The following is a 25,207-nucleotide window of genomic DNA, read 5'->3' as shown; positions in this document are numbered from 1 at the left end:
GGAGTTCGGCTACTCCGCGGACGGCATCGGCGCGGGGGCCTCCGGCGCTGTGACGCCGCCGAGGTCGTACTCCTCGGGGTCGACTTCCTCGCGGAGCTGCGTCCGGCCGCGACGGACCACGAGCGCGTCCGCGAGGTGGGCGCGAAGCGCCTCGACGAGCGCCTCCGATTCGAGCGGCTGCCCGCGCTCCTTGAGGTCGTCGGCGTCGGCGTGGGGCGGGACGGCGAACCCGCGCTGGGCGATGACCGGCCCCTGATCGAGGTCGGTCGTGACGTAGTGGGCCGTGACGCCCGCGACGCGCGCGCCGCCCTCGACTGCCTGCCGGTACGCCTCCGCGCCCGGGAACGCCGGCAGCAACGAGGGGTGGACGTTGACGATGCGGCCCTCGTAGCGGAACACGACCTCCGGCGAGAGGATGCGCATGAACCGGGCGAGTGCGATGCAGTCGACGTCGTGTTCGGCCAGCAGGTCGAGCAGCTCCGCCTCGTCGTGGGAGCCGCTCTCGTCACCGACGTCGAAGAACGGGACGTCGAACTCCGCGGCCAGCGATTCGAGCGCGCTCCGGTTGCCGGCCATCATCGCCACCTCGGCGTCGAGCGTGCCGTCGGCACAGGCTTCGAGCACGGCGCGTGGTGCGTGCGCCTCCTTGGTGACGAGCAGGCCGATGCGGCGGGCCTCGCGCTCGTCCGGGAAGCGGACCCGCACGTCCACGCCCAGGTCCTCGCCCAGGTCCTCCAGGTCCTCCCGGAGCGTCTCGGCCTTGCAGACCATCCCCGCGGTGTCGGCGTGCAGGCGCATCCGGAACACGTCGTCCCGGACCGCCTGGTCGAGGTCCTCGATGTTGCACCCCCGCTCGAACAGCAGCGAGGTGACGCGGGCGACCAGTCCGGTGTCGTCGTCTCCGACGACCACGATCTCGGTCAGCTCGCTCATCGGCCGCTCACCTCCGGGGCGTCCGAACGGGACATACAGGTGTTCACTACGTTGTGACTCAAGCCTCTGTCGCTTGGCGCGACCGTTACCGTCCGTGCGGGTCCATCCCGGTGAGGCGTCCGCCGTGCGTCCCCGGAGCGCGCTGGTCCACGGTTTCGACCACGAACGTGTACACCGGGGACGACCCAAAACCGATTTTAATCACGACCGCGCAGTACGGGTATGACCGGCTACACGGCCACGGTGACGGTCCGGCTGAAACGCGGGGTGCTCGACCCGGAGGCCGAGACGACGAAGGGGGCGCTCGAACGCCTCGGGTTCGAACTCGAGGCGCTCCGGTCGGCCGACCGCTTCGAGGTCGACCTCGACGCCGCGGACGCCGACGCGGCCCGCGAGCGGGCCGACGAGATGGCCGAACGCCTGCTCGCGAACCCGACCATCCACGACTACGACGTGGACGTGACCGAGCGATGATTTCGGTACTGCAGTTCGGCGGGTCGAACTGCGACCGCGACGCCGTGCGCGCGCTCTCGCACCTCGGCATCGACGCCGAGCGCGTCTGGCACGCGGATGGCCTCCCGGCCGACACCGACGGCGTCGTGGTCCCCGGCGGCTTCTCCTACGGCGACTACCTCCGGGCCGGCGCGATGGCCGCGCGGACCCCCGTGATGGAGGAGGTGCGGTCGCTGGCCGAGGACGGCGTCCCGGTGCTGGGCGTCTGCAACGGCGCGCAGATCGGCTGCGAGGCGGGCCTGACCGAGGGCGCGTTCACGACGAACCGGTCGGCGCGCTTCCAGTGCGAGCACGTTCACCTCCGGGTCGAGCGCGCGGACACGCCCTGGACCGCGGCGTACGACGAGGGCGAGGTCATCGAGGTGCCCATCGCGCACGGCGAGGGCCGGTTCGAGATCAGCGACGAGCGGCTGGCGACGCTCAACGACGAGGACCGGGTGCTGTTCCGCTACTGCGAGGCCGACGGGAGCGTCACCGACGCGGCGAACCCGAACGGGTCGACCGGGAACGTCGCCGGCGTGCTCGGCGAACGGGAGACGGTCGCGATGATGATGCCCCACCCCGAGCGCGCGACGCTGCCGGACGTCGGCGGCACCGACGGGCAGGGCGTGCTCCGCGCGTTCGCCTGATCGCTCGATCGCGGGAGCGCGGGCGACTTCCCGGCCGGTGCCCCTTACTGCCGACACTCGACCGGCGTGTCCGTTGCGAGCCACTGTCCGGGCTGGGAGGCGTCCCGCAGTTCCACCCACCCCGACGGGCAGAGGACGCACTCGACTGGTTCCATGATCGGTCCCGCGCGGAGGAACGACCACCGACTGCTTGGTTACTCGCCCGATAACGGCCGGTCACTCACACGCCGGCGGAGATTCCGGGGGTCAGGCCGCCCGTTCACCGCGTCAGTGGCTGCGCGAACCCGGTTTCCTCGGCCAGCACCAGTTCCCAGGTCCGTTCACAGTCGCAGGACACCTGCTCGAACACCGACGGGTCCTGCCGGAGGTCGAAGTCCTTGATCGCGGTCTGGACGCGGTCGTCACACTCCCCGCAGTTGTGGGCGCCCCGATCGGAGCCGTGGCCGACCGGGTCCGAGACGACGATGGCGTCGACGTCGGCGGTCCGCTCCAGCACCTCGGCGACCGACCAGAGCCACGGCGGGCGGTAGCCGCCCCGGAAGTGGAGTTCGTCGACCATCGTGTAGCGCTGGACGTTGCAGGGGTTCATCGAGACGGTGTGACAGCCCTCGACGGCCGCACAGCGCTCGATCGAGGAGACCATGTCCTCGAGGGCCTCCGACTCGGTGAGGAACGGCGGCTTCATCAGCAGGTACGCCTTGACGCCGGCGGTGGCCCCCTCGCCGTCGTCCGCTCCGTCCGCCCCGGAATCCGCCGGCGAGCCGTCCCCCGCGTCGGCCCTGCGGACCTCCGCGCAGGCGTCCTCGAAGTCCGCGAAGTCGAAGTACTTGTTCACGCAGTCGTGGCGCACGCGGTCGGTCGCGGTTTCCAGCCCCACGGCGACGTCCGTGTCGAGGCCGCGACCCGTGAAGTCGCGGAGCTTCTCGGCGGCGACGAAGTCCGGGAGCGACTCGACGACGATCCGCTCGCGGTCGGCGAACGTCCCGGCGATGGCCGCGCGCGACTCCGCGGACACCTCGCGCTCGTCGAGGAACGAGCCCGAGGTGTAAATCTTGACCAGCGGCGCGGGACCCTCGCCCTCGTCGGCGTGTTCGGCCTCGTGGTCGAGACAGACCTGAATCTGGTCCATCAGCGCTTCGTGGGTGACGCTGCCGCCCTCGACGGATTCGGCGACGTAGCCACACATCGTACAGCCGCCGGCCCGGGCCCACCGGCAGCCGCCCGTGTTGAGGATGATCGTCAGCGACCGCTTGACGCCGCCGGGCGTGTTGTCCTCGTCGAGCCACACCCGCGTCGGCTCGTGGGGGTCGTAGCTGGCGTCCTTCTCGGACCGGATGTCGCGCATCACCTCGTTGTGCGCGTCCATCCCCCGCCCCCGCTCGGACGGTTCGGGGCTCGGCTTGCTCATTGGCGGGCGTTCGCCGGCGACGGCTAAATGTGCGTCGTCTCCCCGCCGGTCAGCTTTTCACCGCGGCCGTCGAACCCGTTCCCGACGTTCTCCCGGGCCACCGAACCATGAGCGGGTTCCGCGACGACCTCCGGGGCGGCTTCGAGTACGTCGCCGCGAGCGACAGGCTCGTGACGACCGTCGTCGTGGGGACGGTCCTCCTGAACTTCAGCTACCTGCTGTTCCCGGTCGCGTTCCTGATGGGCTACTTCGCCCGCGTCCTCGCGGGTCGGTCGGTCGGCGTCGACCGCCCGCCCGGGTTCGTCGAGTGGCGGCCGCTGCTGGTCACCGGGACGAAGGCGAGTCTGACCGCGGTCGTCGGCTACGGGCTCCTCGTGGAGCTCGCGGTCACGACGATGTCCCAGTGGCTCTATCCGGCGGTGACCCTGTGGAGCGAGGGCCGACTGAACGTCTGGGAACTGGTGTGGTACGCGCTCACCCCCCTGCAGGAGATCAGGCCGGCCTGGTGGAGCCTCCACGTCGTCGGGCTCCTGGTGATCGGGGCGGGGTCGCTCCTCCTCGGGACGAGCCTGACGCGGTCGTCCGGCGTGCGACGCGTCGCGGGGTGGCTCCTCGTCGCGAGCGCGCTCGTCCCGGTGGTTCACTACCTGCTCTACCTGGTCGGGGTCGTCCTCCTCGTCAGCGGGTCACTGCCGCTCGGCTTTCCGCTCTTCGGTGCCGCGGTGGCGCTGCTGGGTTACGAGACGTGGCGGGACCAGCGGTGACTCCGGTCGGAGTCACCGGCGCGGTCGGGTGCTCGACCGGAGCCACACGAGCGCGCCGCAGGCGGCGCCGACCCCGTTCGCCGCGGCGTCGGCGAACGAGGCCGTCCGCGTCGCCAGCGCGGTCTGGAGCAGTTCGACGCCCCCGCCGACGGCGGTGCCGACGAGCACCGCCGCCAGCGCCACCCGCCACCTCGGACCCGATCCCGTCGGCACCGTCGAATCCGTCGCCTTCGGCCGCGCCGCACCCGTTCCTCCCGAAGTCCGGGCCCGCGCGAACGTCGCAGAGACGGCCGCGTAGCCGACCCCGTGGACCCACTTGTCGAGCCCGACGCCGAGGAGGAACCGATCCGGGCCGCCGCCCGGGAGGGGGACGAGCGAGGCGAGGACGACGGTAGCCGTGACCGCGGCGAACACCGCCCGGCGTCGACGCGTCGGCGTCACGGCCGTCGGTGAGTCGGCATCGGGCGTAAAGTTCCGGGTTCCGAGAACCGCCGTGAGCCGGACGCGGCGGGGCCCCACGCTTATCAGGCTCGCTTTCACACCGGACCCCATGAGCGAGTCCCCGCGCGACGGCACGCTGGATTTCGTCAAGGTTCTCGTCGGCCTCGTCCTCCTGCTCGGGTTCGCCTACGGCATCCTCGTCGTCGGGAACGTGCTGCTCTCGTTCCTGCCGGCGTTGCTCGTCGGCCTCGTCTGGGTGCTCTACCGGCTGGTTGTGGCCGTCGAGCGCATCGCGGACGCACAGGAGCGGCGCGCGCGAGCGGTCGAGGCAGGGGCTGAGGGTGCGGGTGGCGGGTGGTCCCGCGGCGCGGACGACGCCGACGAGCCGGACGAGGTCGACGGCACGGACGACGCGGACGATGCGGCGGCACCGACGTCGGATGTGGCCGCGAGCGACTCCGACGAGTCGGCCGACTGACCGACCCCCGTCCGACTACAGCAGGAACCGCGCGAGGTGGAGCCCGGCCATCCCCGCGCCGACGGTCCACAGCACGTCCTCGGTGTACCAGGCGGCCACGACCGCGACCGCGCCGCCGACGAGCGTCGGGTCCGCGAGCGCGACGAGCGTCGCGGACTCGGGCACGAAGTCCGGCGCGACCAGCGCCGCGAGCACCGCTGGCGGGACGTAGGCGAGCAGGCGTTCGAGCGCCGGCGGGACGCCCTCGACCCGGCCGAACAGGTGGATGAACGAGAGTCGGATGGCGTAGGTCGCCAGCCCGGCCGCGAGGATGACGCCCCAGATGGCGACCGGTCCGTACGTCGTCGTCACGCCGACCCCCCGGCGGCGAGGCCGAGCCGTTCCGCGCCGACCCCCGCCACGACGCCGACCAGCGCGCCCGCGATCAGCCCCGCGTTGAACGGCAGGCCGGCAGCGAACACCGCGACCGCGGCGGCGACGAGGCCGGCGGCGACGCTCGGACGGTCCGAGAGCACCGGCACCAGCAGCGCGAGGAAGACGAGCGGGACGGCGAAGTCGAGCCGCCAGGCGTCGGGAACGCCCGCACCGAACACGATGCCGACGACGGTGCCGACCTGCCAGACGATCCACAGCGTTCCGCCGACGCCGAGGTAGTAGTACGGCTGGCGGAGGCCGCCGTCGTCGGCGTCGTCGGGGCCACCATCGACGGCACCGACGTCGTTCTCGTCGGCACCGTGCTCCTCGTCCGCACCGCGCTCCTCGTCGGCACGCCTGTAGCGTGCGACGGTGACCGCGTACGCCTGGTCGGTGAGCAGGTAGGCACAGCCGGCCCGGACCCTGGCCGGGAGCGCGCGGAAGTGGGGGGCGATGGAGGCCGAGTACATCATCATCCTGAGGTTGATGACGACGGCCGTGAGCACGACCACGCCGAGCGCGGCGTCGCTGCCGAGCAGGTCGAGCGCGGCCAGCTGGGACGCGCCCGCGAACACCACCACCGACATCCCGAGCGTCTGCAGCGGCGTGAGGCCGGCTTCGACGCCGGCGACGCCGGCGACCAGCGCGAAGGGGACGATGCCGAGCAGCAGCGGGAGCGTGTCGCGGACGCCCGACCGAAGCTCGACGAGTCGCGTGTCCATACCGGGGTGGCGCGTCGCCGCGTGAAACCGCCTCCGGTTTGGGAACCGCGTCTGTCGCTTCCGTCTGGATCGGGCTCAGTTAGTTCCGTCAGTTTTGTTATTCGAATCGGAAGACAGCACACCGAGAACCCGACGGCAGGGGGATTTCGAGGTGGTCGCTGAACCGGGGACAGAGCCCGAAAGGCCGACTCGACGCCGCCCCTTTAGTGCACCCCCGCCGAACCGCCGGCCATGAGCGAGCACGCCGACCACGAGGGGGACCACGAAACCGAACACGGCCACGGATCGACGAACGACCACGAACACCACCACGCACACGACGTCGAATCGGTCGGCTACGCCGTCGTGACCGTCTCCTCCTCGCGGAGCCTCGAGGACGATCCGGCCGGCGACGCCATCGTGGCGGCCGTCGAGGACGCGAACGGGACGGTCGCGACCAGGGAACTCGTCCGGGACGAGTACGACGGCGTGCAGGGGGCGGTCAACAACCTCGTGGACCGCGAGGACGTCGACTGCGTCGTCACCACGGGCGGGACGGGCGTCACGCCCGACGACGTGACCGTCGAGGCCGTCGAGCCGCTGCTGGACAAGGCCCTTCCGGGCTTCGGGGAACTGTTCCGGGCGATGTCGCGCGAGGAGATCGGAACGACGGTCGTGGCGACCCGCGCGACCGCCGGCATCGCCGGCGACGTCCCGGTGTTCTGTCTCCCCGGCAGCGAGAACGCCGCGAGGCTGGGAAGCGAGGAGATCATCACCGAGCAGGCGGGCCACCTGGCGGGGCTGGCGAGTCGGGACGACGAGACCGACGAGTAGGGGCGGGGCGTAACTGGCACCGACTCCCTTCGGTCACCGTCAGCGAACCACCCGACCACCGTCACCGAACTACCAGATCGCCGCCACCGAACCAGCCGACCCGCCCCCGTCAGGCGCCCGCACACCGCCGGAAACATGGACACCTTCAAGCGCCCCACGGGCCGAGACGTGATATGTTGATCACCGTCTCCGGCCCGCCGGGCAGCGGGAAGAGCACGACGGCCGCGGCGCTCGCGGAGGCCTTCCGGCTGGAGCACGTCTCCGGCGGCGACATCTTCCGCGAACTCGCCGCCGAGAACGACATGTCCCCCGTCGAGTTCAACGAACTCGCCGAGGAGGACGAGGAGATCGACCGCGACCTCGACCGACGGCTCCGCGACGTCGCCGTCGAGCGTGACGACGTCCTGCTCGAATCCCGGCTCGCCGGGTGGCTCGCCGCCGAGCACGCCGACATCCGCATCTGGCTCGACGCGCCCCTGGAGATCCGCTGTGAGCGCATCTCCGACCGCGAGGACAAGCCCATCGACCGGGTGCGCGAGGAGACGAAACGACGCGAGTCCAGCGAGGCGAAGCGCTACGAGGAGTACTACGACATCCGCATCGACGACCTCACCATCTACGACATCTCCTACAACACCGCGCGCTGGTCGCCCGAGGGCGTGCTGGGGATGTTGACGACCGCCATCGACTCCTACGACCCGAACACCGACGAAGGGAAGGCCCCCGTCGAGGGCGTCCACTACGACTTCTGACCCATGCGCGCCGCCCCCGAGCACCGGTCCGTCGACGAACTCCTCTCGTTCGGCGTCGTGAACCTCGACAAGCCCGCCGGCCCGTCGGCCCACCAGGTGAGCGCGTGGGTTCGGGACATGGCCGACGTCGAGCGGGCGGCCCACGCCGGAACGCTCGACCCGAAGGTGACGGGCTGTCTGCCCGTCCTGCTCGGGGACGCGACGCGACTCGCGCAGGTGTTCCTCGAGGGTGCCAAGGAGTACGTCGCCGTGCTGGAACTCCACGGCCGCGCGCCCGCCGACCTCGAAACGGTCGTCGCGGAGTTCGAGGGCGAACTCTACCAGAAGCCGCCGCGCAAGTCCGCCGTCTCGCGCCGCCTCCGGACCCGCGAGGTGTACGACCTCGACGTGCTCGACCGCACCGAGCGGCAGGTGCTGCTCGGAATCCGCTGTGAGTCGGGGACCTACGTCCGGAAGCTCTGTCACGACCTGGGGCTCGCTATCGGCACCGGCGGGCACATGGGCCACCTCCGACGAACCGCGACCGACCCGTTCGACGACCGCGACCTCCGGACGCTGCAGGACCTCGCTGACGGCCTGGCGTTCCAGCGCGAGGACGGGGACGAGTCCTTGCTCCGCGAGGTCGTCGTCCCTGCCGAACGGGCGCTCACCCACCTTCCGCGGGTGACGATCGCCGAGAGCGCGGCCGCCCAGGTCGCCGACGGCGCGCCGGTGTACGCGCCGGGCGTCATCGACGTCGCCGGGCCCGAACGCCCGCCCGACGCCGCGTCCGAGGGTGACTCGTCCGACGCGGTGCCGACCGACGGCGACCTCGTCGCCTGCTACGCGCCGAACGGCTCGGCGATCTGTCTCGGCACGCTCGTCGACGACCCGGACGCGGAGTCGGGGGAGGTCGTCTCCCTGGAGCGCGTACTCGTCTGACCGAGCGCCGAGGTCCGGCACCTGCGGTGCGTCGCCGAACCGCGGTTTCCGGCTGACGGGACTTTTTCTCCGACACCTGCGACTCCCCGCCATGACCGAATCCATCGACGTCGGCACCGCGAGCGCGGCGTCCGGCGCGGTCGCGGACGGCTGGCTCCCGGTGACGGGGCTCCCGACCGGCGGGGAGGAGCGACTGCCGATCACGGTCGTCAACGGCGCGGCCGCGGGGCCGACGCTGTGGGTCACCGGCGACGAGGCCACGGGCGTCGCGGTCGCACAGGACGTTGCACGGACGGCCCGGGAACACGCGGACGAATTCGTCGGGGCACTCGTCGTGGTCCACGTCGTCAGCCCGGCCGGTCTCCGGCGGAACGAGCGCACCACCTACTACGGCGACGAGGACCCGAACCGCTACTTCCCGGACCTCGAACGCGACTCCTCGCGCCCGCCCGAGACGCAGGAGCGGATCGACGCCCGGCTGTTCGAGGCCGTCAGCGACTCGGCGGACCTGCTCGTCGACTGCCACACCGCACAGATCGGGTCGGTGCCGTTCGCCATCCGCGACCGGGTGCTGTACGGCCGGAACCGGACGGCTGAGGAGGCCGAGTCGCTCGCGACGGATCTCGACCGGATGGTCGAGGCGTTCGGCCTCCCGGTGCTCACCGAGTATCCCGCGGGGGAGTACCTCGACCAGTCGCTCCAGCGCTCGACGGCCGGCGCGGCGCTCAACACCGCCGGGATTCCGGCGTTCACGGCGGAACTGGGCGGCCACAGCGTCGTCGAGGAGGACGCACGCGCCGCGGGCGTCGCGGGGACGTTCGCGGTCGCGGTCGAGTTCGGTCTGCTCGATTCGGTTCCGGACGGCGTCGCGCGGCCGGGCGTCGGCGTCCCGGACGCCCCGGTCGAGTTCCCGGTCCGGCGCTTCGTCGGCCCGCGATCGGAGACGGCGGGGCTGGTTCGACATCGCGTCGAAGCGGGCGACGCAGTGTCGGAGGGGGAAGTCGTCGCCGACGTGTGCTCGCCCCACGGCGAGGTGCTGGACACCGTCGAGTCGGCGTACGACGGTTACGTCATCGGGCGACGCGAGGGGATAGCCGTCTACGAGGGAGGGCCGGTGGCGAGCATGGCCGTGCGGGACGACGGCGACCTCGTGGTGCCGCGCGAGGAGGACGGGGAGTGAGGCGGCGAGTCCCCCTGTGGTCCGGTGGTCGTCCCCGTCAAGTCGGCCGACGGCGGGTCGGCCGAAACGAAGCGCTTAACCGCGGGCCTCGATTTTGTTGAAACGCGGGACCGTAGGGTAGTGGTATCCTCTGCCGATGGGGTCGGTAGGACCTGAGTTCGAGTCTCAGCGGTCCCACTTCGATTCTGAAAGAGATCAACCGTGGCAGTGTAACTGCCACCAGGCGGCACGGAGGTGGTGGGCATGGTGGCCCATCTCGGTGCCGAGGGGTCGAATCCGGTATGTTGGAACTGGGGGATTCTTGACTCGGTTTATCCGCCACCAGTTTGGTAAACAAACAGGGCTGAATTTGGATGAATCCGCATATGGCTCGCCCGGATCAGCAGCTTCTCGGACATCCCGCGCGGGGACGGGAATAGGAGAATTTGCTAGCCCGTCTATCCAAGTCGCTTCCATACCTGACCATCTTCCTCCAAGCACCGGAGAAGCACTTCCGGAATACGCTCGGGTAAATGTCGGAGGAGAAACAATCGAACTCGTCTATTTTGATCGGCGGTTTCAGTCCACGGGAGACGCTAAATACAAATTGTGATAATTTAACCGAGCAATATATTATGGTCGGTTCAGCCTTCGTAACTAACCAACCAGCAACATTCAGAGCAGCTGACAGCCTGGTTGGAGGATAAAACAATGAAACTCACAAAGCTACTCGCAGACGAACGCGCGGTGAGCCCAGTGATTGGGGTGATATTGATGGTCGCTATCACGGTAATCCTCGCGGCCGTCATCGGCACGTTCGTCCTTGGCCTCGGTCAGGGACTCAATCAAACGAGCCCGCAGGCTACGTACGAATGGACCCAATCTGGTTCTAGTGCTGGTGACATTACAGTTACTCTCCAACACACTGGTGGAGACACCTTCCAGGACTCAAACGTCGAGTTCAGTGTTACGGCGTCAAATAGCCCGTCCCAAACTGCTAGTGACTGGTCAAACACTGACGGGGAGATCACGGCAGGATCATCGGTAACCTTCCACAGTGGACAAACTGATGGTAACGACGACGCATTTGAGTCTGGCGACTCGATCGACGTAATCTGGGAATCTGACGACGGCAGCAGTTCCAGCGTTCTGACCGAATACGAAGTTAACTAACTTCGCACATCGGTCTTGATTTTCAGAAGCTCATTGCAATGGGCTCAGTAGTCAGGTTTTCGCTGGAACGGATTGCCGAAATATAACTACTGCCGAATCAACTCCGTTAGCTCCCATCGCCGTTCGAAACAATCATTGTCCCGAGTTCTTTGTCCTCGGGATCGGCGCTCACGTATTCGATTAGCGCCTCGTGGAGTTTCATGATTTATTCCATTACCCCCCTTGAACGCCGCGAACGTCCCGCCGGTCGTCGGTCCCGAATCCCGAGCTACCGCTCGTACCTTCTGATGAATCGTGGAGTGTGGGCCGTCAAGCGTCATCCGCTACCGAGAGTCCGGGTCCCGAGACCCACTGACCCAACTCCGAACCACTCCCAACCGGCCCGACGAGGAACACACGTCCACCGCCAGTGACCAATCAAAGGCGGCACCGACTGGGCACGGACTGGTGACAACCGGTTACACCTCGGCGGCCGAACGTGGCGTATGGCCAGGGAGGACACCGACCGGGAGGAGGGAGTCGACTTCGTCGACGTCAACGCCGCGCTCGAGGAACTCTCGTATCCGGTCTCCGCCGACGAACTCATCGACGAGCACGGCGACAGGGAGTTCCGCCGGACGAACGCCGGCCCCATCACGGTCGCCGAGCTGTTCGGCCCGATGGGCGAGGACACCTTCGAGTCGACCCGGGAGGTCCGCCAGATGGCGCTCAACCACATGCCCAGCGAGTCGGTCGGTCGACAGCGCTACTCGGATCGGGGCGTCTCCAACGACACGCGGGAGGGCGTCGGCGAGAGCGAGAACGAGTCGTTCTGAGCCTCGTCCCGCGCGGGTGATCCGATCGGTCCGGACGTGGTCGTCGTTCCCGGGTCCGTTCCGACCGGTCCACGCACGACGGCACTCAGTACTCCAGTTCCACGGACACCGACACCGAGATCTCGTCGTACCCCGGCTCGCCGCCAAAGCGCGTGTTGTCCACGACCATCGCGTACTCGCCGTGGGCGAGTCGCACGTCCCGGAACATGGCCCGCGTCGTCCCGGACTCGGAGAGCGACGACAGCCCGTCGGCCTCGCTCCCCTCCGTGTACGCCGCGAGCGCGTCGGGCCCGAACGTGAACACGTCGAACGGGAGCGAGAGTCGCTCGGTCATCGTCCCCGAGACGCTCGCCGGACCCTCGCTTTCGGGCCAGCGGAGGGGTATCGTCGCGTACTGGCCCCGCGAGAGCCTGACGCGACCCTCGACCACGGTTCCGGGCGGGTCGCCCGCCGTTCGCTCGACCCACGGTCGCTCGGGCTCCTCGGGAGCGCCGGAGAGACAGCCAGACAGCCCCGCGACGCCGGCGGTGCCCGCCGCCGCGACAGCGGACAGGAACCGGCGTCGGGACGTCGGTGGTCCGTCCGTGGCAGTCGACTCGGTCGCGGGCGACGGGTTCGTCACGACTCACCCCCCTCCCTGGTTCGCGGGTCAGCAGCGCTGGCGATCACGTCGCTGAGGAGGTTGCCGAGGACGCCGATCACGATCACCACGACCGCCGTCCCGAGCAGCAGCGGCATGTCGCGCTCGATGGCCGCGTCGTAGGAGAGCCGGCCGAACCCCGGGATGCCGAACGCGAACTCGATGACGTAGATGGCGACGACCAGCACCGCGAGCAGGTCCGTGACGAACAGCGCCGCGATGGGGCCGACGACGTTCCGGAGCACCCGCAACGCGACCGTTCGTCCCGAGAGCCCCTTCGCGTGGAGGTAGCGGACGAAGTCCGCGCCGACGACCTCGCGGGTCTCCGAGCGCGTGTAGGCGAGCTGGCTGGCGAACAGCGTCGTCGCGAGCAGCAGCGCCGGGAACGCCCAGCGCGTGAGCCACCAAGCAGGCCCGAGCGCGGCCGCGACCGGCGGGAGCGCGAGCACCCACAGCAGCACCCCGGCGATCCAGAAGTTCGGGATCCCGAACGCGAGATACCCGCCCACCCGGATCGCGGCGGCCCGGAGGGTGCCCTCCCGCGCGGTGCTGTAGAGCCCGCCCGTGACGCCGAACACGACCGCGAGGAGGAACCCCGGAATCGCGTAGCGGAGCGTCCGCGCCATCCGGTCGGCCACCAGCGCGGTCACGGGCGCGTCGAGGCTGAAGGAGACGCCCCACTGGAGCGTGACCATGTGGAGCATGTACCCGACGTAGCGGGCCGAGAGCGGGCGGTCGAGTCCGCGTGCCGCGCGGTACGTCTCCCGGAGCGCCGCCAGTTCGCTCTCGTTCAACTCGCCGCCGGAGGCGAACGAGGCGCTCGCGACCGCGCCCTCGACCGCCGTGTTCGGCGCGACGGTCACGATGGCGAACGTGGCCGTGAGCCCGACGAACACCGTGAGACACGCCTCGGCGAGGCGGACGAGGAGCCGGCGTCCCCTCACGGCGAGCCGCTCCGTTCCGGGCCGTCAGTCGGTTCGAGCACGTCTGGCCGGAGTGGTCGCCGTCGCTACTAATGGTTTGCTCAAACGAGCAGTTCAGCCATCGGCGCTTTTAGGTCGAGCGGCGGCCGACTCGGGGCCGACGTGGCTCGGGACCCCAACGACCGGCGCTCGACTCGCCCCGCCGTGACCGACGGGGGCGACCGCGACGGGAGCGGCGGCGCGGGAGCGTCCTCGGACGGTGCCCGCAGGGGCAACAGGACGTTCGTCCACGGGTTCGACGCCGAGGCGTCCCCCGAGTTCCGCGAGCGGGACGAGCGCTCGCTCGGCCAGCTCGCCACGGGTCCCGAGGAGCCGGGGGGCGTGGGCAAGCGACTCGCCGGCCTCCCGGCACGCACCGTCGTCTCCGCGGTCGCGCTGCTCGCGCTTGCGGCGCTGTTCTGCTATGACGCGTTCGTCGTGCACGTCTACCTCGTGCCCGCCTGGGAGTGGGACCCGACGCGGTCGGACTGGCTGTTCCTCGCGTCGCTGTGGCTGCTGGGGACGCTCGCCAGCCGGCTCGTTCCGAACCGGGAGCTCGCGGCGCGGTACTGGCACCGGCTCTCCGAGGACACGGGCGCGACGCTCGCGCTCGCCGCGCTCGCCGCGTTCTTCCTCGTCGGCGTCGTCGGCCCGCCGCTGGTCGGCAGCCCGTCCGCGGACCCGCTTCTGGGCGGCCAGCCGCCGGTCGGGCTGAGCGTCGACACCGACGGCATCGCCTCGTGTGCCGGGCAGGTGACCGGGGACCGCTGTCAGGGCTCGCTCGCGCACCCGCTCGGCACCGACGGCCTGGGCTTCGACGTGCTGACGCTGCTCGTCGCGGGGACCCGCCTCGCGCTGTACGTGGCGGTGATCAGCGCGGCCATCGTCGTCCCGCTGGGGGCGATCGTCGGCGCGACGGCCGGCTTCTACGGCGGCCGGATCGACGCCGTCCTCAGCCGGTACGTCGACGTCCAGCAGACCATCCCCGCGATCGTCGCGTACGTCGTGCTGGTGCTCGTCGTCGAGAAGAGCCTCTTCATGCTCGTGCTCGTGTTCGGGCTGTTCTCGTGGGGCGGCGTCGCGCGCGTCGTCCGCGCCGAAACGAGACAGCGCCGCGACGAGGAGTACGTCCGGGCCGCACAGGCGCTCGGCGGCGCGCCGGGGTATCGGCTCCGGCGGCACGTGCTCCCGAACGTCTCCCACGGCATCGTGACGGCGTTCGGCCAGCAGGTCCCGCTGCTGCTCGTCACCGAGGCGGCCATCGCGTACCTGCAACTGAACGACGTCGACCAGCCCTCGTGGGGCGAACTCATCGCCACCGGCATCCAGTTCGGCGTCACCAGCCAGTGGTGGGTGGCGACGAGCGGCGTCGTCGCGCTCGCGGGGACGACGCTGGCGTTCAAACTCGCGGCCGACGCGCTCCGGGACGCGCTGGATCCGACCGGCTGATCCGCTCCCGGTCCCGCATGCCTCCGTCGCGTCCGTTCCCGAGCCCACCCCGCCAATCGTTTTAACCGAACTGCGGCCGAACGAGTCGTATGGCAGTCGCCCGCCACGGGAGCGGGCCGACGGCGACCCTCCGAGCGTTCGCCTCCCAGGTCCACCCCGTGTTCATGCTCCCGCCGCTCGCGGCCTCGCTGTTCGGCGCGTCACTCGCGGGCGAGTCGCTCGGGGGCGGGTTCGACGTCCGGGTGGCGCTCGTCCACGCCGCCGCGATGTTCTTCGCCGTCTACACCGCCCACGTGAAGGACGGCTACGTCGACTTCTACGGCCGCGGCGAGGACGATGACCACCCGATGACCGAGCGGGGCTGTCGGCTCGGCCTCGTCGGCGCGGGGGTCGGCTTTCTGGCCTGCCTCCTCTGGCTCCTCGCCGCGGCCGGCCCGCTCGCGGCGCTCGTCACGCTCCCGACCTGGTTCGTCGGCTTCCTCCACGCGCCACAGCTCGACACGAACCCGGTGACGACGACGCTGGGCTACCCGACCGGCATCGCGCTGTGCGTCCTGGGCGGCTACGTCGCCCAGACCGGCCTCGTCGCCCCGGAGCCGCTGGCGCTCGCCTGCGTGTTCCTCGTCACGCTCGCCGGGGTGAAGGTGGTCGACGACTCGCAGGACTACGCCTACGACACCTCCATCGGGAAGCGCACGGTCGCCGTCGCGCTCGGCCGCTCGCGCGCCCGGACGCTCGCCTACGGCATCATCGGCGCGGGGCTGTTCTCGGTGGTCCCGCTCGCGGTCGTGGGCGTCGTCCCGCCGAGCGCCCCCGCCGCGAGCCTCGTCTACGCCGCCGTCGTCGCGCTCGCCTACCCCGCGGACGCCGAGACGGCGACGATGCTCCTGATCCGGGGCGCGTACCTGTTCCTCGCCGGCCTGCTGGTGGCGACGTTCTTCCGACCGCTCGCGGACGTCGGACTCCCGAACGTCACCGCCCTCGGCCCGTACACCTACCTCGCCACGGAGGTCGCGTTCGGGACCGCCGCGCTCGCGCTGCTGGCTCGGGAGGGGCGGGACGCGCTGTGGCGCGCCGCGAGGACGATCGCCGTGCTCTACCCCGTCGCGTACGTCTGGGACTGGTACACGCTGGAGGTCGGCGTGTTCTCGATCCCGATGCGGACGGGGGTCGAACTGCTCGGGATTCCCCTGGAGGAGCACGTCTTCATGGTCGTCGTGCCGGCGCTGGTGCTCGGGATTCACGAGACGTTAAACGGGAGTTCGGAGACCTCGTGACGTGAATCAGCCGGCTGGCGCGCGTGACGCGAACCCCCTCGTGGGGTGAGTCGACGCGCGCGAGGGACGAGCACCGCAGGTGAACGAGCGCAGCGAGTGAATCGAGGAGCACAGGAGGCTGGGGAGGGTGAGGTGCGGTGGCGGTGCGGTCGGGTGGGACTGAAAGGGGCCTCGGCTGTCGGCGATGGCGCGACTGTCAAGCACCGCAGGCGAGCGTAGCGAGCCGAGGAGCACAGCAGTCGCACCGAGTCGACAGCCGAGGGGGCTTTCGAGGCGTGCGTCACTGATACCCGAGACAGGTCTGAATACGATACACCGAGGGCTTTCGAGGCAGTCGGAGCGTCGACCGAACTTCCCCGAAAGGACGATAGCGATGACTTTCGAGCCGATCAATCGAGAAACCAAAACGAAACCCGAGTCCGTCTCCACCTACTCCCGTTTCGCCTTCGGATTCGTCACCGCACCGTTAGCAGCACTCCCGAAGTCGCGCGCGTATTTCGCCAGCACGCCGCCGACGTACGCCGGCTCCCGCGGCTCCCAGTCGTCAGCACGCCGCTCCAGTTCGTCGTCGTCCAGATCCACCGAAAGCTCGCGGCTCGGGATGTCCACGGTCACCGTGTCGCCGTCCTCGACCAGGCCGATCGGGCCGCCGTCCGCCGCCTCGGGGGCGACGTGGCCGACCATCGGGCCGCGGGTCGCGCCCGAGAAGCGTCCGTCGGTCAGCAGCGCGACGTCGTCCTCGTGGCCCGCGCCGACGACCGCGGCGGTGACGCCGAGCATCTCGCGCATCCCCGGGCCGCCGCGTGGCCCCTCATTCCGGATGACGAGCACGTCGCCCGACTCGATGTCGCCCGACTGGACGTACGCCATCGCGGACTCCTCGTCCTCGAACACGCGGGCCGGTCCCTCGTGGTGGAACGCGTCGTCGCCGGTGACTTTCAGCACCGCTCCGTCGGGCGCGAGGTTGCCGGTGAGCACCTTGATGGCGCCCTCCTCGGAGTAAGGCTCGTCGGTCGTGTAGAGGAAGTCCGCCTCGATGGCGTCGTCCTCGGGGAGCGCGCCGCGCTCCTCGAGGTGGGCGAGTTCCTCGGCGACGGTGCGGCCGGTGACGGTCATCGCGTTGCCGTGGAGGTAGCCGCCCGCGAGCAGGCGGCGCATAACGACCGGGACGCCGCCGACCTCGTGGAGGTCGAGCATGACGCGCGTGCCGCCGGGCTGGAGGTTCGCGATCTTGGGCGTCCGCCGGGAGATCTCGTCGAACTCCTCGATCGAGAGGTCGACGTCCGCCTCCGCGGCGAGCGCGAGCAGGTGAAGCACCGCGTTCGTCGAGCCGCCCATCGCCACCTGGACGGCGATGGCGTTCTCGAACGACTTCCTGCTGACGACGTCGGAGGGCCGGCGGTCCTGCTCGACACACTCCAGGGCGAGTTCGCCCGCCCGGCGGGCCACGTCGAGCCGTTCGTCGGACTCGGCCGGCGGGGAGGCGGCGCCCAGTGGCGCGAGCCCCAGCGCCTCGGAGATCGACGCCATCGTGTTCGCGGTGAACATCCCGCCACAGGAGCCGGCGCCGGGGCAGGCGTGTCGCTCCATCTCGTCGAGTTCGTCGGCGGACATCTCGCCCTCGGCGTACGTGCCGACGCCCTCGAAGACGTTCTGGACCGTGATGTCACGCCCGTCGTGCTCGCCGGGCATGATCGACCCGCCGTAGAGGAAGACGGAGGGCAGGTCGGTCCGGATGGCGGCCATCATCATCCCGGGGAGGTTCTTGTCACAGCCGGCGACCGTCACGAGCGCGTCCATGCGCTCGCCGAAGGAGACGAGTTCGACGGAGTCGGCGATGACCTCGCGGCTGATGAGGCTGGCTTTCATCCCCTCGGTCCCCATCGAGATGGCGTCCGAGATGGTGACGGTGCCGAACTCGATGGGCATCCCGCCGGCGTTCTCGACGCCCTTGCGCGCGGCGTCGGCGACGTCGTCGAGGTGGACGTTGCAGGGCGTGATGTCCGCGGCGGGGTTCGGGATACCGACCATCGGCGAGGAGAGGTCGCGGTCGTCATAGCCCATCGCGCGGAACATCGCGCGGTGGGGGGCGCGCTCCGGGCCGGCGGTGACCTCGTGGCTCGGGAGGTCCTCGGATTTGTCGCCCGCGAACCGCTCCCCGTCGTCGCCTTCGGCGGGAGCGGGGTCCCGGGCCTGCTGGTTGCTCATGTAGCGTGGTTGGGACCGAGTCGCATAAACCGTCGCCCACGGACAGTTCTTGCTGTTCTATCGATGGGTAGTTCGGGTCCGTTCTCGTGACACGGCGGTCGCCACTATGGGAGGTGCGGTAGCGAAGGCGGTCGTCACCAAGGTCTCCCCGGGACGACCACCCGACTTCACGAGTCGGAATCGGCCCGGTGAGAGTGGACGAACTCGCGCACCAGTTTCCCGGCCAGCGCGGCCGTCTGGCCGTCGTCGCGGTCGTTCACCTCGACGACGTCGAACCCGACACAGCGGCCGGCCACGCCCCGAACCACCTCGCGCAGTTCGCGGGGCCCCAGCCCGAACGGCTCCATGGTGCCGGTCCCGGGGGCGAACCCCGGGTCCGCCGCGTCGACGTCGACCGAGAGGTAGACGTCCCGACCCGCCAGGTCCGGCGCGTGCTCGCGCCACTCGGCGGCGTCCTCGGGGGCGACGACCGTGACGTCGTCCCGGTCGGCGCGCTCCCACTCCTCTCGCGCGCCGGTCCGCGCGCCGACCACGACCAGTTCCTCGACGGTCGGAGGGTCGCCGTCGTCGAACCCGTCGAGACACCGCCGCAGGACGCAGGCGTGGTTCAGGGGGTTGCCGTCGTACTCGTCGCGGAGGTCGAGGTGGGCGTCGAGGACGACGAGCACGTCGGGTTCCGTCGCGCGGACGCCCGCCCAGGTGACCGTGTGCTCGCCGCCCAGCGTGAGCGGGAGCGCGTCGTCGATGACCGCGCCGCGGAGTTCGCCGGTCAGGTGATCGAGGTAGGCCGGCACGTCGTCCCAGGCGCGGACGTCGCCGGCGTCGCGGACCCCCGCATCGGAGAAGAACGAGTCGGTACGGCGGTCGTAGTCGTCGAACGGTTCCGCGAACCGGCGGACGCGGTCGGGGCCGAACCGCGTCCCCGGCCGGAAGGTGGTCGTCGCGTCGAGCGGCGCGCCGACGAGGTGGTAGGTCGCCGAGTCGCCCCCGTCGCCGGCCGCCCGCGCGCCCGGGAACGGGGCAGTCATGGTGTTATCCGACGACCTTCCGCTGGCCCTCGTACTCGAGGTACTCGATGTTCTGGTCCGGCTCGAAGCTTTCGCCCTCCGGGATGCGCATCGTGAACGTCTCGTAGGTGTCCAGGTCCATGATCTGTGCGTCGTCGCCCGAGATGGAGACGACCTGGCCGCCCTTCCGCTCGATGATGGGGACCCAGACCTTCGCGTCGACGGGCTGGCTCAGGCTGCGCTTCTTCTCGTCGAAGACGCCCTTGCCCTCCACGCGGGCCTTGGCGCTGCCGTGCTTGCCCGGCTTCGCCGTGCTGTAGTGGTTGATCGTACAGGGGGAGTCGTCCATCATGACGTAGCTCCCTTCCTGGAGTTCCCGGACCTGCTTCTGCTCTCTCGGCATGCCCCGGACTACCCTCGCGGGCGGTATAAACGGTTTGATAGCGAGTCGGCGAAGCCGGCGAATCCGGCTCGCAAGCGCTCTCTCCCCGCGATACCGTCCCTCGATCCTCCCTCGCCCCCCGACTCCCCGGGTTCACGTTCCCCGGACACACCCGAGTTCTCCCACCGGGCTCTCTCCCGTCGGGGCTACTCGGCGAGCACGCGCCCGACGCGGGCCAGTCCGTCCTCGAGTTCGTCGGTCGGGAGCCCGAACCCGATGCGGAAGTAGTCGTCGTGCCCGAACACGTCCCCCGGCGCGAGCACGACCGACGCGTCCTCGACCACCGTCCGGCAGAACTCGCGGGACCCGTCGAACCCGTCCGGCACCGTGACGAACCCGTTGACGCCGACCGGGTCGTGCCAGTCGAGGCCGTGCTCGTCGAGCCACGCCGCGACCATGTCGTGGTGTTTCCGGGCCAGGTGGCGGTTCTCACGCAAGATTTCGTCCTCCTGCTCGCCCAGCGCCTGCCGCGCGAGGTGCTGGCCGAACGCCGAGGGCGAGATGGTCGTGTAGTCCTTCCACTCCCAGGCCGCATCGACGACCGACCCGTCGCCGACGAGCCAGCCGAACCGGGTGCCCGCGAGCCCGTACGCCTTCGTGAGGCTCGCGGTCGAGAGCCCCCGCTCGCCGAACGACGCGACCGGCGGGAGCGGGTCCTCCGTGAGCAGTCGGTACACCTCGTCACAGAGCAGGTAGGCGTCGTGGGCGGCCGCCACGTCGTAGAGCTCTCTCACGGTCGCCTCGGGATGGTAGCGCCCGGTCGGGTTGTTCGGGTTCGCCAGCACCACGACCGCGGTGTCGTCGGTGACGGCCTCGGCGACGGCGTCGACGTCGAGTTCCCATTCGGGCGGTTCGAGACCGACGCGGGTCACCTCGCCGAACGCCTCGGGGAGGCCGTCGAGCGCCTGGTACGTCGGCGTGACGACGACCGCCTCGTCGCCGTGTTCGGAGCCCAGCAGCGCCATGAACGTCAGGAAGTTCGCCTCCTGGGTGCCACAGGTGAACAGCACCTCGTCCGCGCTCCGGTCGTAGCGCGCCCCGAGGTCGGCCCGCAGGTCCGGGTCGCCGTTCGTCGGGATGACGTACCCCAGTTCGCCCACGTCGAGGTCGAACCGGTCGGCGTGCAGCGATCTGATGCCGGATTCGGCGAGCATGATATCCGCCTCGTGCTCGTACTCGGCGAACCATCGTTCGAGTTCGAACGGTGCGATCTCCATGGACGAGAGTGTGTCCGAGGAACGCTAAACGATGGGGGTCCCGGTGATCTGGATTCGAGTCGAGTGTCGGGACGTGCGGTGACCGCTGGCCCGTTCGGCGGTCGTGATCGGAAACGTGTCCGGCCGTCGTGCCGGACGCCTCGAAATCCCCGGTTGCTCTCGACCGTCCGGTTTCGAGCCCCTGTCCCGACACGGACGGCGTCGTCGGCGACGATCGCGTTCGGAGATTTCACGAGCGATCCCGCCCGGAAGTGACCGCGGCCTTTTTCGACCGTCCACCCCTACTCCCATCCATGTCGACACTGCGCGAGGCGCTGAAGGAACTTCCCGCGGCCGTGTTCGCGGACGTGCTGGAGAGCGACGACGAGTACCTCCTCGTGGTCGACCTGCCCGGCGCGACCGCCGGGACGACCGAGGTGACCTTCGAGGGCGGTCGCCTGCACGTCGAAGCGCGCCGCGAGAAGGACGTCCCGGCCGAGTTCGAGTACGTCGACGAGGACCGGACGCTGTTTCTCGACGCCGACCTCCCGCTCCCGCCGGACGCGACCGACGAGGACGCGAACGCGTCGATGGACAGGGGGGTGCTGGAGGTCCGACTCCGCAAGCGGGCCGCCGCCACGGAACGAACCATCCCGATCTCGGACGCGTAAGGCGGGGTGGTCACGCTGGTCTCTCCCCGCGCCTACTGGCGGTTCCCGCTGGTGGTGTATCGCTTTCTCCCCCTCATCGTCGCCTACGCACGCGACCGCCGCCGCTTCCTCCTGTTCGGGGGGTCCCGCGACGTCTCGCCCGGGATGCGCCGCGAGCGCGCCCGGGTGCTGCTCGACACGCTGTTGACGCTCGGACCGACGTTCATCAAGCTCGGCCAGATCCTCTCGACCCGGCCGGACGTGCTCCCGCCCGAGTACATCGACGTGCTGTCGACGCTCCAGGACGAGGTGCCGCCCGCGCCGTGGGACGAGACGCGGACGGTGCTCGAATCGGAACTCGGTCCAGTCGAGGAGACGTTCGACGAGTTCGACGCCGACCCAATCTCCGGGGCGAGCCTCGGCCAGGTGTACGTCGGCACCTACGAGGGCCGGGAGGTCGCGGTGAAGGTCCGACGGCCCGGCATCGAAGCGCTCGTGAACGCCGACCTGCGGGTGATCAAGTGGTCCCTGCCGGTCATCTCGCGGTTCGTCGGACAGGGCCAGTCGTTCTCGCTGGAGAACCTCGCCGAGGAGTTCGACCGGACGATCAACCAGGAGATGGACTACGAGCGCGAGCGGGCGATGCTCGAAACCATCCGCGCCAACTTCGCCGAGGACGACCGCATCGTCATCCCGCGGACGGTCGGCGAGGCCTCGGGCCCGCGCGTGCTCACGATGGAGTACCGGCCGGGCATCAAGATCAGCGACGTCGAGGCGCTCGACCGGGCCGGCATCGACCGCACCGACCTCGCGCGGACGCTCCAGGAGGTGTACCTCCAGATGATCATCGAGGACGGCACCTTCCACGCCGACCCGCACCCGGGGAACCTCTCGGTCACCGACGACGGGCGCATCATCTTCTACGACTTCGGCATGTCGGGCCACGTCGACCCGTTCGTCCAGGACCGCATCGTCGACTTCTACGTCGCCATCGCCAACCAGGACATCGACGGCATCCTCGACGCGCTGGTGGCGATGGGGACGCTCTCGCCGGAGGCGGACCGCGCCGTCATGGCCGACGTGATGGAACTGGCCATCGCCGACGTGCGCGGGGAGGAAATCGAGCAGTACCGCGTCCAGCAGGTGATCGAACAGGTCGAGTCGACCATCTACGACTTCCCGCTGCGGCTCCCCCAGAACATGGCGCTCGTCCTCCGGGTCGCCACCGTCGTCGAGGGGGTCTGTGTCACGCTCGACTCGAACTTCGACTTCATCGAGGTGGCGACTGACTTCCTCCAGAAGCAGGGCTATCTGGAGGAGACCGCAGAGCGGCTCGTGCGCGACGCGGTGAACCGGATCCGAGAGAGCGCGGAGGCCGCCGTCACCGTTCCGCCGAAGCTCGACTCCGTGCTCGACTCGGTTCAGCGCGAGGACCTGACGGTGAACGTCACGCTGACCGACGAGAGCAGCATCATCGACAAGTTGGCCAAGCGACTCGCCTACTCCATCCTCACCGCGGTCGGCCTGCTGTCCGCCTCCATCATCTACTCCTTCGGCGACACGACGCTCGAGACGTACCTCGCCGTCGGCATCGTCCTCCTCACGCTCCCGATGGCGTTCTTCCTCTACCGCTCGTTCCGGACGAAGCGCCGCGGCATCCAGGCCCGGCCGCAGTTCACCCGACAGAGCATGCGCGAACGGGGGCCGCCCGCCGACGATGTCGGGGACGGAAACGGGTACGGCGGTGATGGGTACGGCGGAGACGGGCCGGGCGGAAACGGCGGCGACGGCACGATGCTCCCGGGGGCCTCGAACCGCGCGGAGGTCGGCGAGGCCGGCGAGGGAAGCGACGTGCGGGGCGAGTGACTCCCCGGCTCCGGGCGCGAGTTTTTCACGGCCGGAGCCGTACCCGGCTACCGAATGAGTGATCGACGACGTTCCGCCCGGAGCCGACGGCGGTACCTGCGAGGGCTGGGCGCTGCCCTCGCCGCCGGGCTCGCCGGCTGTTCGGCCGACGAGCGAGCGACGGCGACGCGGGAACCGACACGGTCGGCCGATCCCACGGGAACCGGATCGCCGGACGCGACCGACGGTTCGTCCGGGACCGACGACCCGACCGGGACGGACTCGACCGGAACCGACGCCGCGGGAACCGAGTCCACGCCGGTCCACCCCGGATACGAGACCACGGAGGTCCGGGTGACCGCGGACGGCGAGACGCTGGGGGCGGTCGCCGCTGCGATCGCGGACACGTCCGAACTCCGGCGTCTCGGACTCAGCGACACGGAGTCGCTCCCCGAGGACCGCGGGATGTTGTTCGTCTTCGGGGGGGTGGGGGACCGGAATTTCGTCATGCGGCGGATGGACTTCGGCATCGACATCGTCTACGCGGACGCCGACGGGACGATCACGAAGATTCACCACGCAGAGGCGCCCGGGCCGAACGAGGACGGCAACGACCAGCGGTACCCCGGTCGCGGGCAGTACGTGCTGGAGGTCAACTACGACTGGACGACCGAGCGCGGGGTCGAGGCGGGCGACGTGCTGCAGTTCGAGCTCTGAACCCGGGCGCTCGGGTTCCTCCCCGCGCCGCGGCCCGCCGCGACCCCTCGGCGATCACGCCAGTTCGTCCAGGATGAGGTCCGCCACCGCGACCGGCTGCTCGTGCTGGACCCGGTGGGTCGCCTCGTCGACGTGCGAGAACCGGCCGTCGGCACAGTACGCGAGGCTGTCGTGGGCCATGCGCGTCTTGAGGAACCCGTCGCCGGTCCCCCAGATGATCCGCGTCGGCACGCTCACGCGGGGCGAGTTCGGCTTCGGACGCTCCCGGGCGGCGGCCCGGTACCAGTTCAGCATCGCCGTGAACGCGCCCGGCCGCGACCAGGCCGCACGGTAGCGGTCGAAGTCGGCCGTCGAGAACGTGCCCGGCATCGCCGACGCGCGCATCATGCGGGTCGGGAGCCGCCAGTTCAGCGCGCGACTGACGACCTCGGGGAGCGCCGGGAGCGGGAAGAACGCCGCGTAGGAGCTCTTCAGCAGCTGTTCCGGATCACTACGCAGGGTGTCCCGGATCACCGTCGGGTGCGGGGCGTTGGCGGCGACGAACGCCGAGAGCCGCTCGGGGTGGTGGATGGCGACCCACCAGCCGACGACGCCGCCCGAGTCGTGGCCGACGAGTGCGGCGGTCTCGCGGCCGTAGGCGTCGATGAATCCGGTGACGTCGGCCGCGAGCGCTCCAAGGTCGTACTCGCGCACCCCGTCGGGCTTCTCGCTGCGGTTGTAGCCACGCTGGTCGGGGACGACGACGCGGTAGCCCGCGTTCGCCAGCGGCCGGATCTGGTCGCGCCAGCCGTACCAGAACTCGGGGAACCCGTGGAGCAGGAGGAGCAGGTCGCCGTCGGCGGGGCCCGCCTCGACGACGTGGAACCGGCGGTCGTTCGC

General features: G+C 70.0%; 27 protein-coding genes and 1 tRNA gene. 16 read left to right on the top strand and 12 right to left on the bottom strand.

Going from position 1 to position 25,207, the window contains the following annotated elements:
- Positions 1-9 precede the first annotated feature (9 nt).
- A complete protein-coding gene (locus RJT50_RS03155; RefSeq protein WP_313694006.1) occupies positions 10-933 on the bottom strand; it encodes a formyltetrahydrofolate deformylase in 924 nt (307 codons plus the stop codon).
- 222 nt (positions 934-1,155) lie between these two features.
- Between RJT50_RS03155 and purS the strand changes: the two genes are divergently transcribed.
- Together purS and purQ are read left to right on the top strand one after the other, a co-directional pair.
- On the top strand, positions 1,156-1,407 hold the full coding sequence (purS, locus tag RJT50_RS03150; RefSeq protein WP_313694004.1) for a phosphoribosylformylglycinamidine synthase subunit PurS: 252 nt from the start codon (positions 1,156-1,158) through the stop codon (positions 1,405-1,407).
- Positions 1,404-2,075, top strand: coding sequence for a phosphoribosylformylglycinamidine synthase I (gene purQ, locus RJT50_RS03145; RefSeq protein ID WP_313694002.1), 672 nt, complete (start codon positions 1,404-1,406; stop codon positions 2,073-2,075). The genes purS and purQ overlap by 4 nt, the downstream gene beginning before the upstream one ends.
- 259 nt (positions 2,076-2,334) lie before the next feature.
- On the opposite strand, the gene RJT50_RS03140 is transcribed toward purQ, so the two are convergent.
- Complete coding sequence (locus RJT50_RS03140; protein WP_313694000.1) at positions 2,335-3,483, bottom strand: archaeosine biosynthesis radical SAM protein RaSEA; 1,149 nt, start codon at positions 3,481-3,483, stop codon at positions 2,335-2,337.
- A gap of 107 nt (positions 3,484-3,590) precedes the next feature.
- Between RJT50_RS03140 and RJT50_RS03135 the strand changes: the two genes are divergently transcribed.
- Entirely contained in the window at positions 3,591-4,247 is a 657-nt protein-coding gene (locus tag RJT50_RS03135) for a hypothetical protein (protein ID WP_313693997.1), read from the top strand.
- A 12-nt stretch (positions 4,248-4,259) separates the two neighbouring features.
- Here the strand turns inward: RJT50_RS03135 and RJT50_RS03130 are convergent, their stop codons facing one another.
- Positions 4,260-4,688 (bottom strand): VanZ family protein, encoded by a 429-nt coding sequence (locus RJT50_RS03130; RefSeq protein WP_313693996.1) that lies wholly within the window; start codon positions 4,686-4,688, stop codon positions 4,260-4,262.
- A gap of 109 nt (positions 4,689-4,797) precedes the next feature.
- Here RJT50_RS03130 and RJT50_RS03125 point away from each other — a divergent pair, with 109 nt between their 5' ends.
- Positions 4,798-5,166 (top strand): DUF8066 domain-containing protein, encoded by a 369-nt coding sequence (locus RJT50_RS03125; RefSeq protein WP_313693994.1) that lies wholly within the window; start codon positions 4,798-4,800, stop codon positions 5,164-5,166.
- Between the two features lie 15 nt (positions 5,167-5,181).
- On the opposite strand, the gene RJT50_RS03120 is transcribed toward RJT50_RS03125, so the two are convergent.
- Positions 5,182-5,517, bottom strand: coding sequence for an AzlD domain-containing protein (locus RJT50_RS03120; RefSeq protein ID WP_313693993.1), 336 nt, complete (start codon positions 5,515-5,517; stop codon positions 5,182-5,184).
- Positions 5,514-6,302 (bottom strand): AzlC family ABC transporter permease, encoded by a 789-nt coding sequence (locus RJT50_RS03115; protein ID WP_313693991.1) that lies wholly within the window; start codon positions 6,300-6,302, stop codon positions 5,514-5,516. The genes RJT50_RS03120 and RJT50_RS03115 overlap by 4 nt, the downstream gene beginning before the upstream one ends.
- A 231-nt stretch (positions 6,303-6,533) precedes the next feature.
- On the opposite strand from RJT50_RS03115, the gene RJT50_RS03110 reads away from it, so the two are divergent.
- The 7 genes from RJT50_RS03110 to RJT50_RS03080 all read left to right on the top strand — a co-directional run bounded on the left by RJT50_RS03110 (position 6,534) and on the right by RJT50_RS03080 (position 11,935).
- On the top strand, positions 6,534-7,115 hold the full coding sequence (locus tag RJT50_RS03110) for a MogA/MoaB family molybdenum cofactor biosynthesis protein (protein ID WP_313693990.1): 582 nt from the start codon (positions 6,534-6,536) through the stop codon (positions 7,113-7,115).
- Positions 7,116-7,288: 173 nt separating this feature from the next.
- A complete protein-coding gene (gene cmk, locus RJT50_RS03105; RefSeq protein ID WP_313693987.1) occupies positions 7,289-7,867 on the top strand; it encodes a (d)CMP kinase in 579 nt (192 codons plus the stop codon).
- A gap of 3 nt (positions 7,868-7,870) precedes the next feature.
- A complete protein-coding gene (locus RJT50_RS03100; protein WP_313693986.1) occupies positions 7,871-8,788 on the top strand; it encodes an RNA-guided pseudouridylation complex pseudouridine synthase subunit Cbf5 in 918 nt (305 codons plus the stop codon).
- Positions 8,789-8,879: 91 nt separating this feature from the next.
- Positions 8,880-9,968: a succinylglutamate desuccinylase/aspartoacylase family protein gene (locus RJT50_RS03095; protein ID WP_313693983.1), complete on the top strand. Its 1,089-nt coding sequence runs from the start codon at positions 8,880-8,882 to the stop codon at positions 9,966-9,968.
- Positions 9,969-10,074: 106 nt separating this feature from the next.
- Positions 10,075-10,145: transfer RNA gene (locus RJT50_RS03090), tRNA-Pro, on the top strand.
- A gap of 513 nt (positions 10,146-10,658) precedes the next feature.
- Positions 10,659-11,120, top strand: a complete 462-nt coding sequence (locus RJT50_RS03085; RefSeq protein ID WP_313693981.1) for a type IV pilin N-terminal domain-containing protein — start codon at positions 10,659-10,661, stop codon at positions 11,118-11,120.
- A gap of 485 nt (positions 11,121-11,605) precedes the next feature.
- Positions 11,606-11,935 carry a DUF5789 family protein gene (locus RJT50_RS03080; RefSeq protein ID WP_313693980.1) on the top strand — a complete coding sequence of 110 codons (330 nt, stop codon included), beginning with the start codon at positions 11,606-11,608 and terminating at the stop codon, positions 11,933-11,935.
- A gap of 85 nt (positions 11,936-12,020) precedes the next feature.
- On the opposite strand, the gene RJT50_RS03075 is transcribed toward RJT50_RS03080, so the two are convergent.
- Both RJT50_RS03075 and RJT50_RS03070 read right to left on the bottom strand, forming a co-directional pair.
- Complete coding sequence (locus RJT50_RS03075) at positions 12,021-12,557, bottom strand: twin-arginine translocation signal domain-containing protein (protein WP_313693979.1); 537 nt, start codon at positions 12,555-12,557, stop codon at positions 12,021-12,023.
- Positions 12,554-13,519: an ABC transporter permease gene (locus RJT50_RS03070; RefSeq protein WP_313693978.1), complete on the bottom strand. Its 966-nt coding sequence runs from the start codon at positions 13,517-13,519 to the stop codon at positions 12,554-12,556. Before RJT50_RS03070 ends, RJT50_RS03075 begins: the two co-directional genes overlap by 4 nt.
- Positions 13,520-13,660: 141 nt before the next feature.
- Between RJT50_RS03070 and RJT50_RS03065 the strand changes: the two genes are divergently transcribed.
- A complete protein-coding gene (locus RJT50_RS03065; protein WP_313693976.1) occupies positions 13,661-14,986 on the top strand; it encodes an ABC transporter permease in 1,326 nt (441 codons plus the stop codon).
- Between the two features lie 89 nt (positions 14,987-15,075).
- The gene (locus RJT50_RS03060; protein WP_313693974.1) at positions 15,076-16,263 is read left to right on the top strand and encodes a lycopene cyclase domain-containing protein; all 1,188 of its coding nucleotides are present in this window, start codon (positions 15,076-15,078) and stop codon (positions 16,261-16,263) included.
- 429 nt (positions 16,264-16,692) lie between these two features.
- Here the strand turns inward: RJT50_RS03060 and ilvD are convergent, their stop codons facing one another.
- From ilvD to RJT50_RS03040, 4 genes are all read right to left on the bottom strand, one after another.
- Complete coding sequence (gene ilvD, locus RJT50_RS03055; protein WP_313693972.1) at positions 16,693-18,471, bottom strand: dihydroxy-acid dehydratase; 1,779 nt, start codon at positions 18,469-18,471, stop codon at positions 16,693-16,695.
- A gap of 167 nt (positions 18,472-18,638) precedes the next feature.
- Positions 18,639-19,499: an agmatinase gene (speB, locus tag RJT50_RS03050; protein ID WP_313693969.1), complete on the bottom strand. Its 861-nt coding sequence runs from the start codon at positions 19,497-19,499 to the stop codon at positions 18,639-18,641.
- A gap of 4 nt (positions 19,500-19,503) precedes the next feature.
- Positions 19,504-19,881: a translation initiation factor IF-5A gene (locus RJT50_RS03045; protein WP_313693968.1), complete on the bottom strand. Its 378-nt coding sequence runs from the start codon at positions 19,879-19,881 to the stop codon at positions 19,504-19,506.
- 185 nt (positions 19,882-20,066) lie between these two features.
- The gene (locus RJT50_RS03040; protein ID WP_313693966.1) at positions 20,067-21,137 is read right to left on the bottom strand and encodes an aminotransferase class I/II-fold pyridoxal phosphate-dependent enzyme; all 1,071 of its coding nucleotides are present in this window, start codon (positions 21,135-21,137) and stop codon (positions 20,067-20,069) included.
- Between the two features lie 293 nt (positions 21,138-21,430).
- Between RJT50_RS03040 and RJT50_RS03035 the strand changes: the two genes are divergently transcribed.
- Genes RJT50_RS03035 through RJT50_RS03025 form a run of 3 tightly spaced genes read left to right on the top strand, consistent with a single transcriptional unit; the run spans position 21,431 to position 24,328 of the window.
- On the top strand, positions 21,431-21,787 hold the full coding sequence (locus tag RJT50_RS03035; protein ID WP_313693963.1) for an Hsp20/alpha crystallin family protein: 357 nt from the start codon (positions 21,431-21,433) through the stop codon (positions 21,785-21,787).
- Between the two features lie 6 nt (positions 21,788-21,793).
- Positions 21,794-23,632 (top strand): ABC1 kinase family protein, encoded by a 1,839-nt coding sequence (locus RJT50_RS03030; RefSeq protein ID WP_425499701.1) that lies wholly within the window; start codon positions 21,794-21,796, stop codon positions 23,630-23,632.
- A gap of 54 nt (positions 23,633-23,686) precedes the next feature.
- Positions 23,687-24,328: a DUF192 domain-containing protein gene (locus RJT50_RS03025; protein WP_313693962.1), complete on the top strand. Its 642-nt coding sequence runs from the start codon at positions 23,687-23,689 to the stop codon at positions 24,326-24,328.
- 54 nt (positions 24,329-24,382) lie between these two features.
- Here RJT50_RS03025 and RJT50_RS03020 read toward each other — a convergent pair whose 3' ends face one another.
- On the bottom strand, positions 24,383-25,147 hold the full coding sequence (locus tag RJT50_RS03020) for an alpha/beta fold hydrolase (RefSeq protein WP_313695908.1): 765 nt from the start codon (positions 25,145-25,147) through the stop codon (positions 24,383-24,385).
- Between the last annotated feature and the right edge of the window lie 60 nt (positions 25,148-25,207).

This window comes from Halobaculum sp. XH14 (assembly GCF_032116555.1).
GTDB lineage: Archaea > Halobacteriota > Halobacteria > Halobacteriales > Haloferacaceae > Halorarum > Halorarum halobium.
Note: the sequence above shows the minus strand (reverse complement) of the source record. Positions and strands in the feature narration are given on the sequence as shown.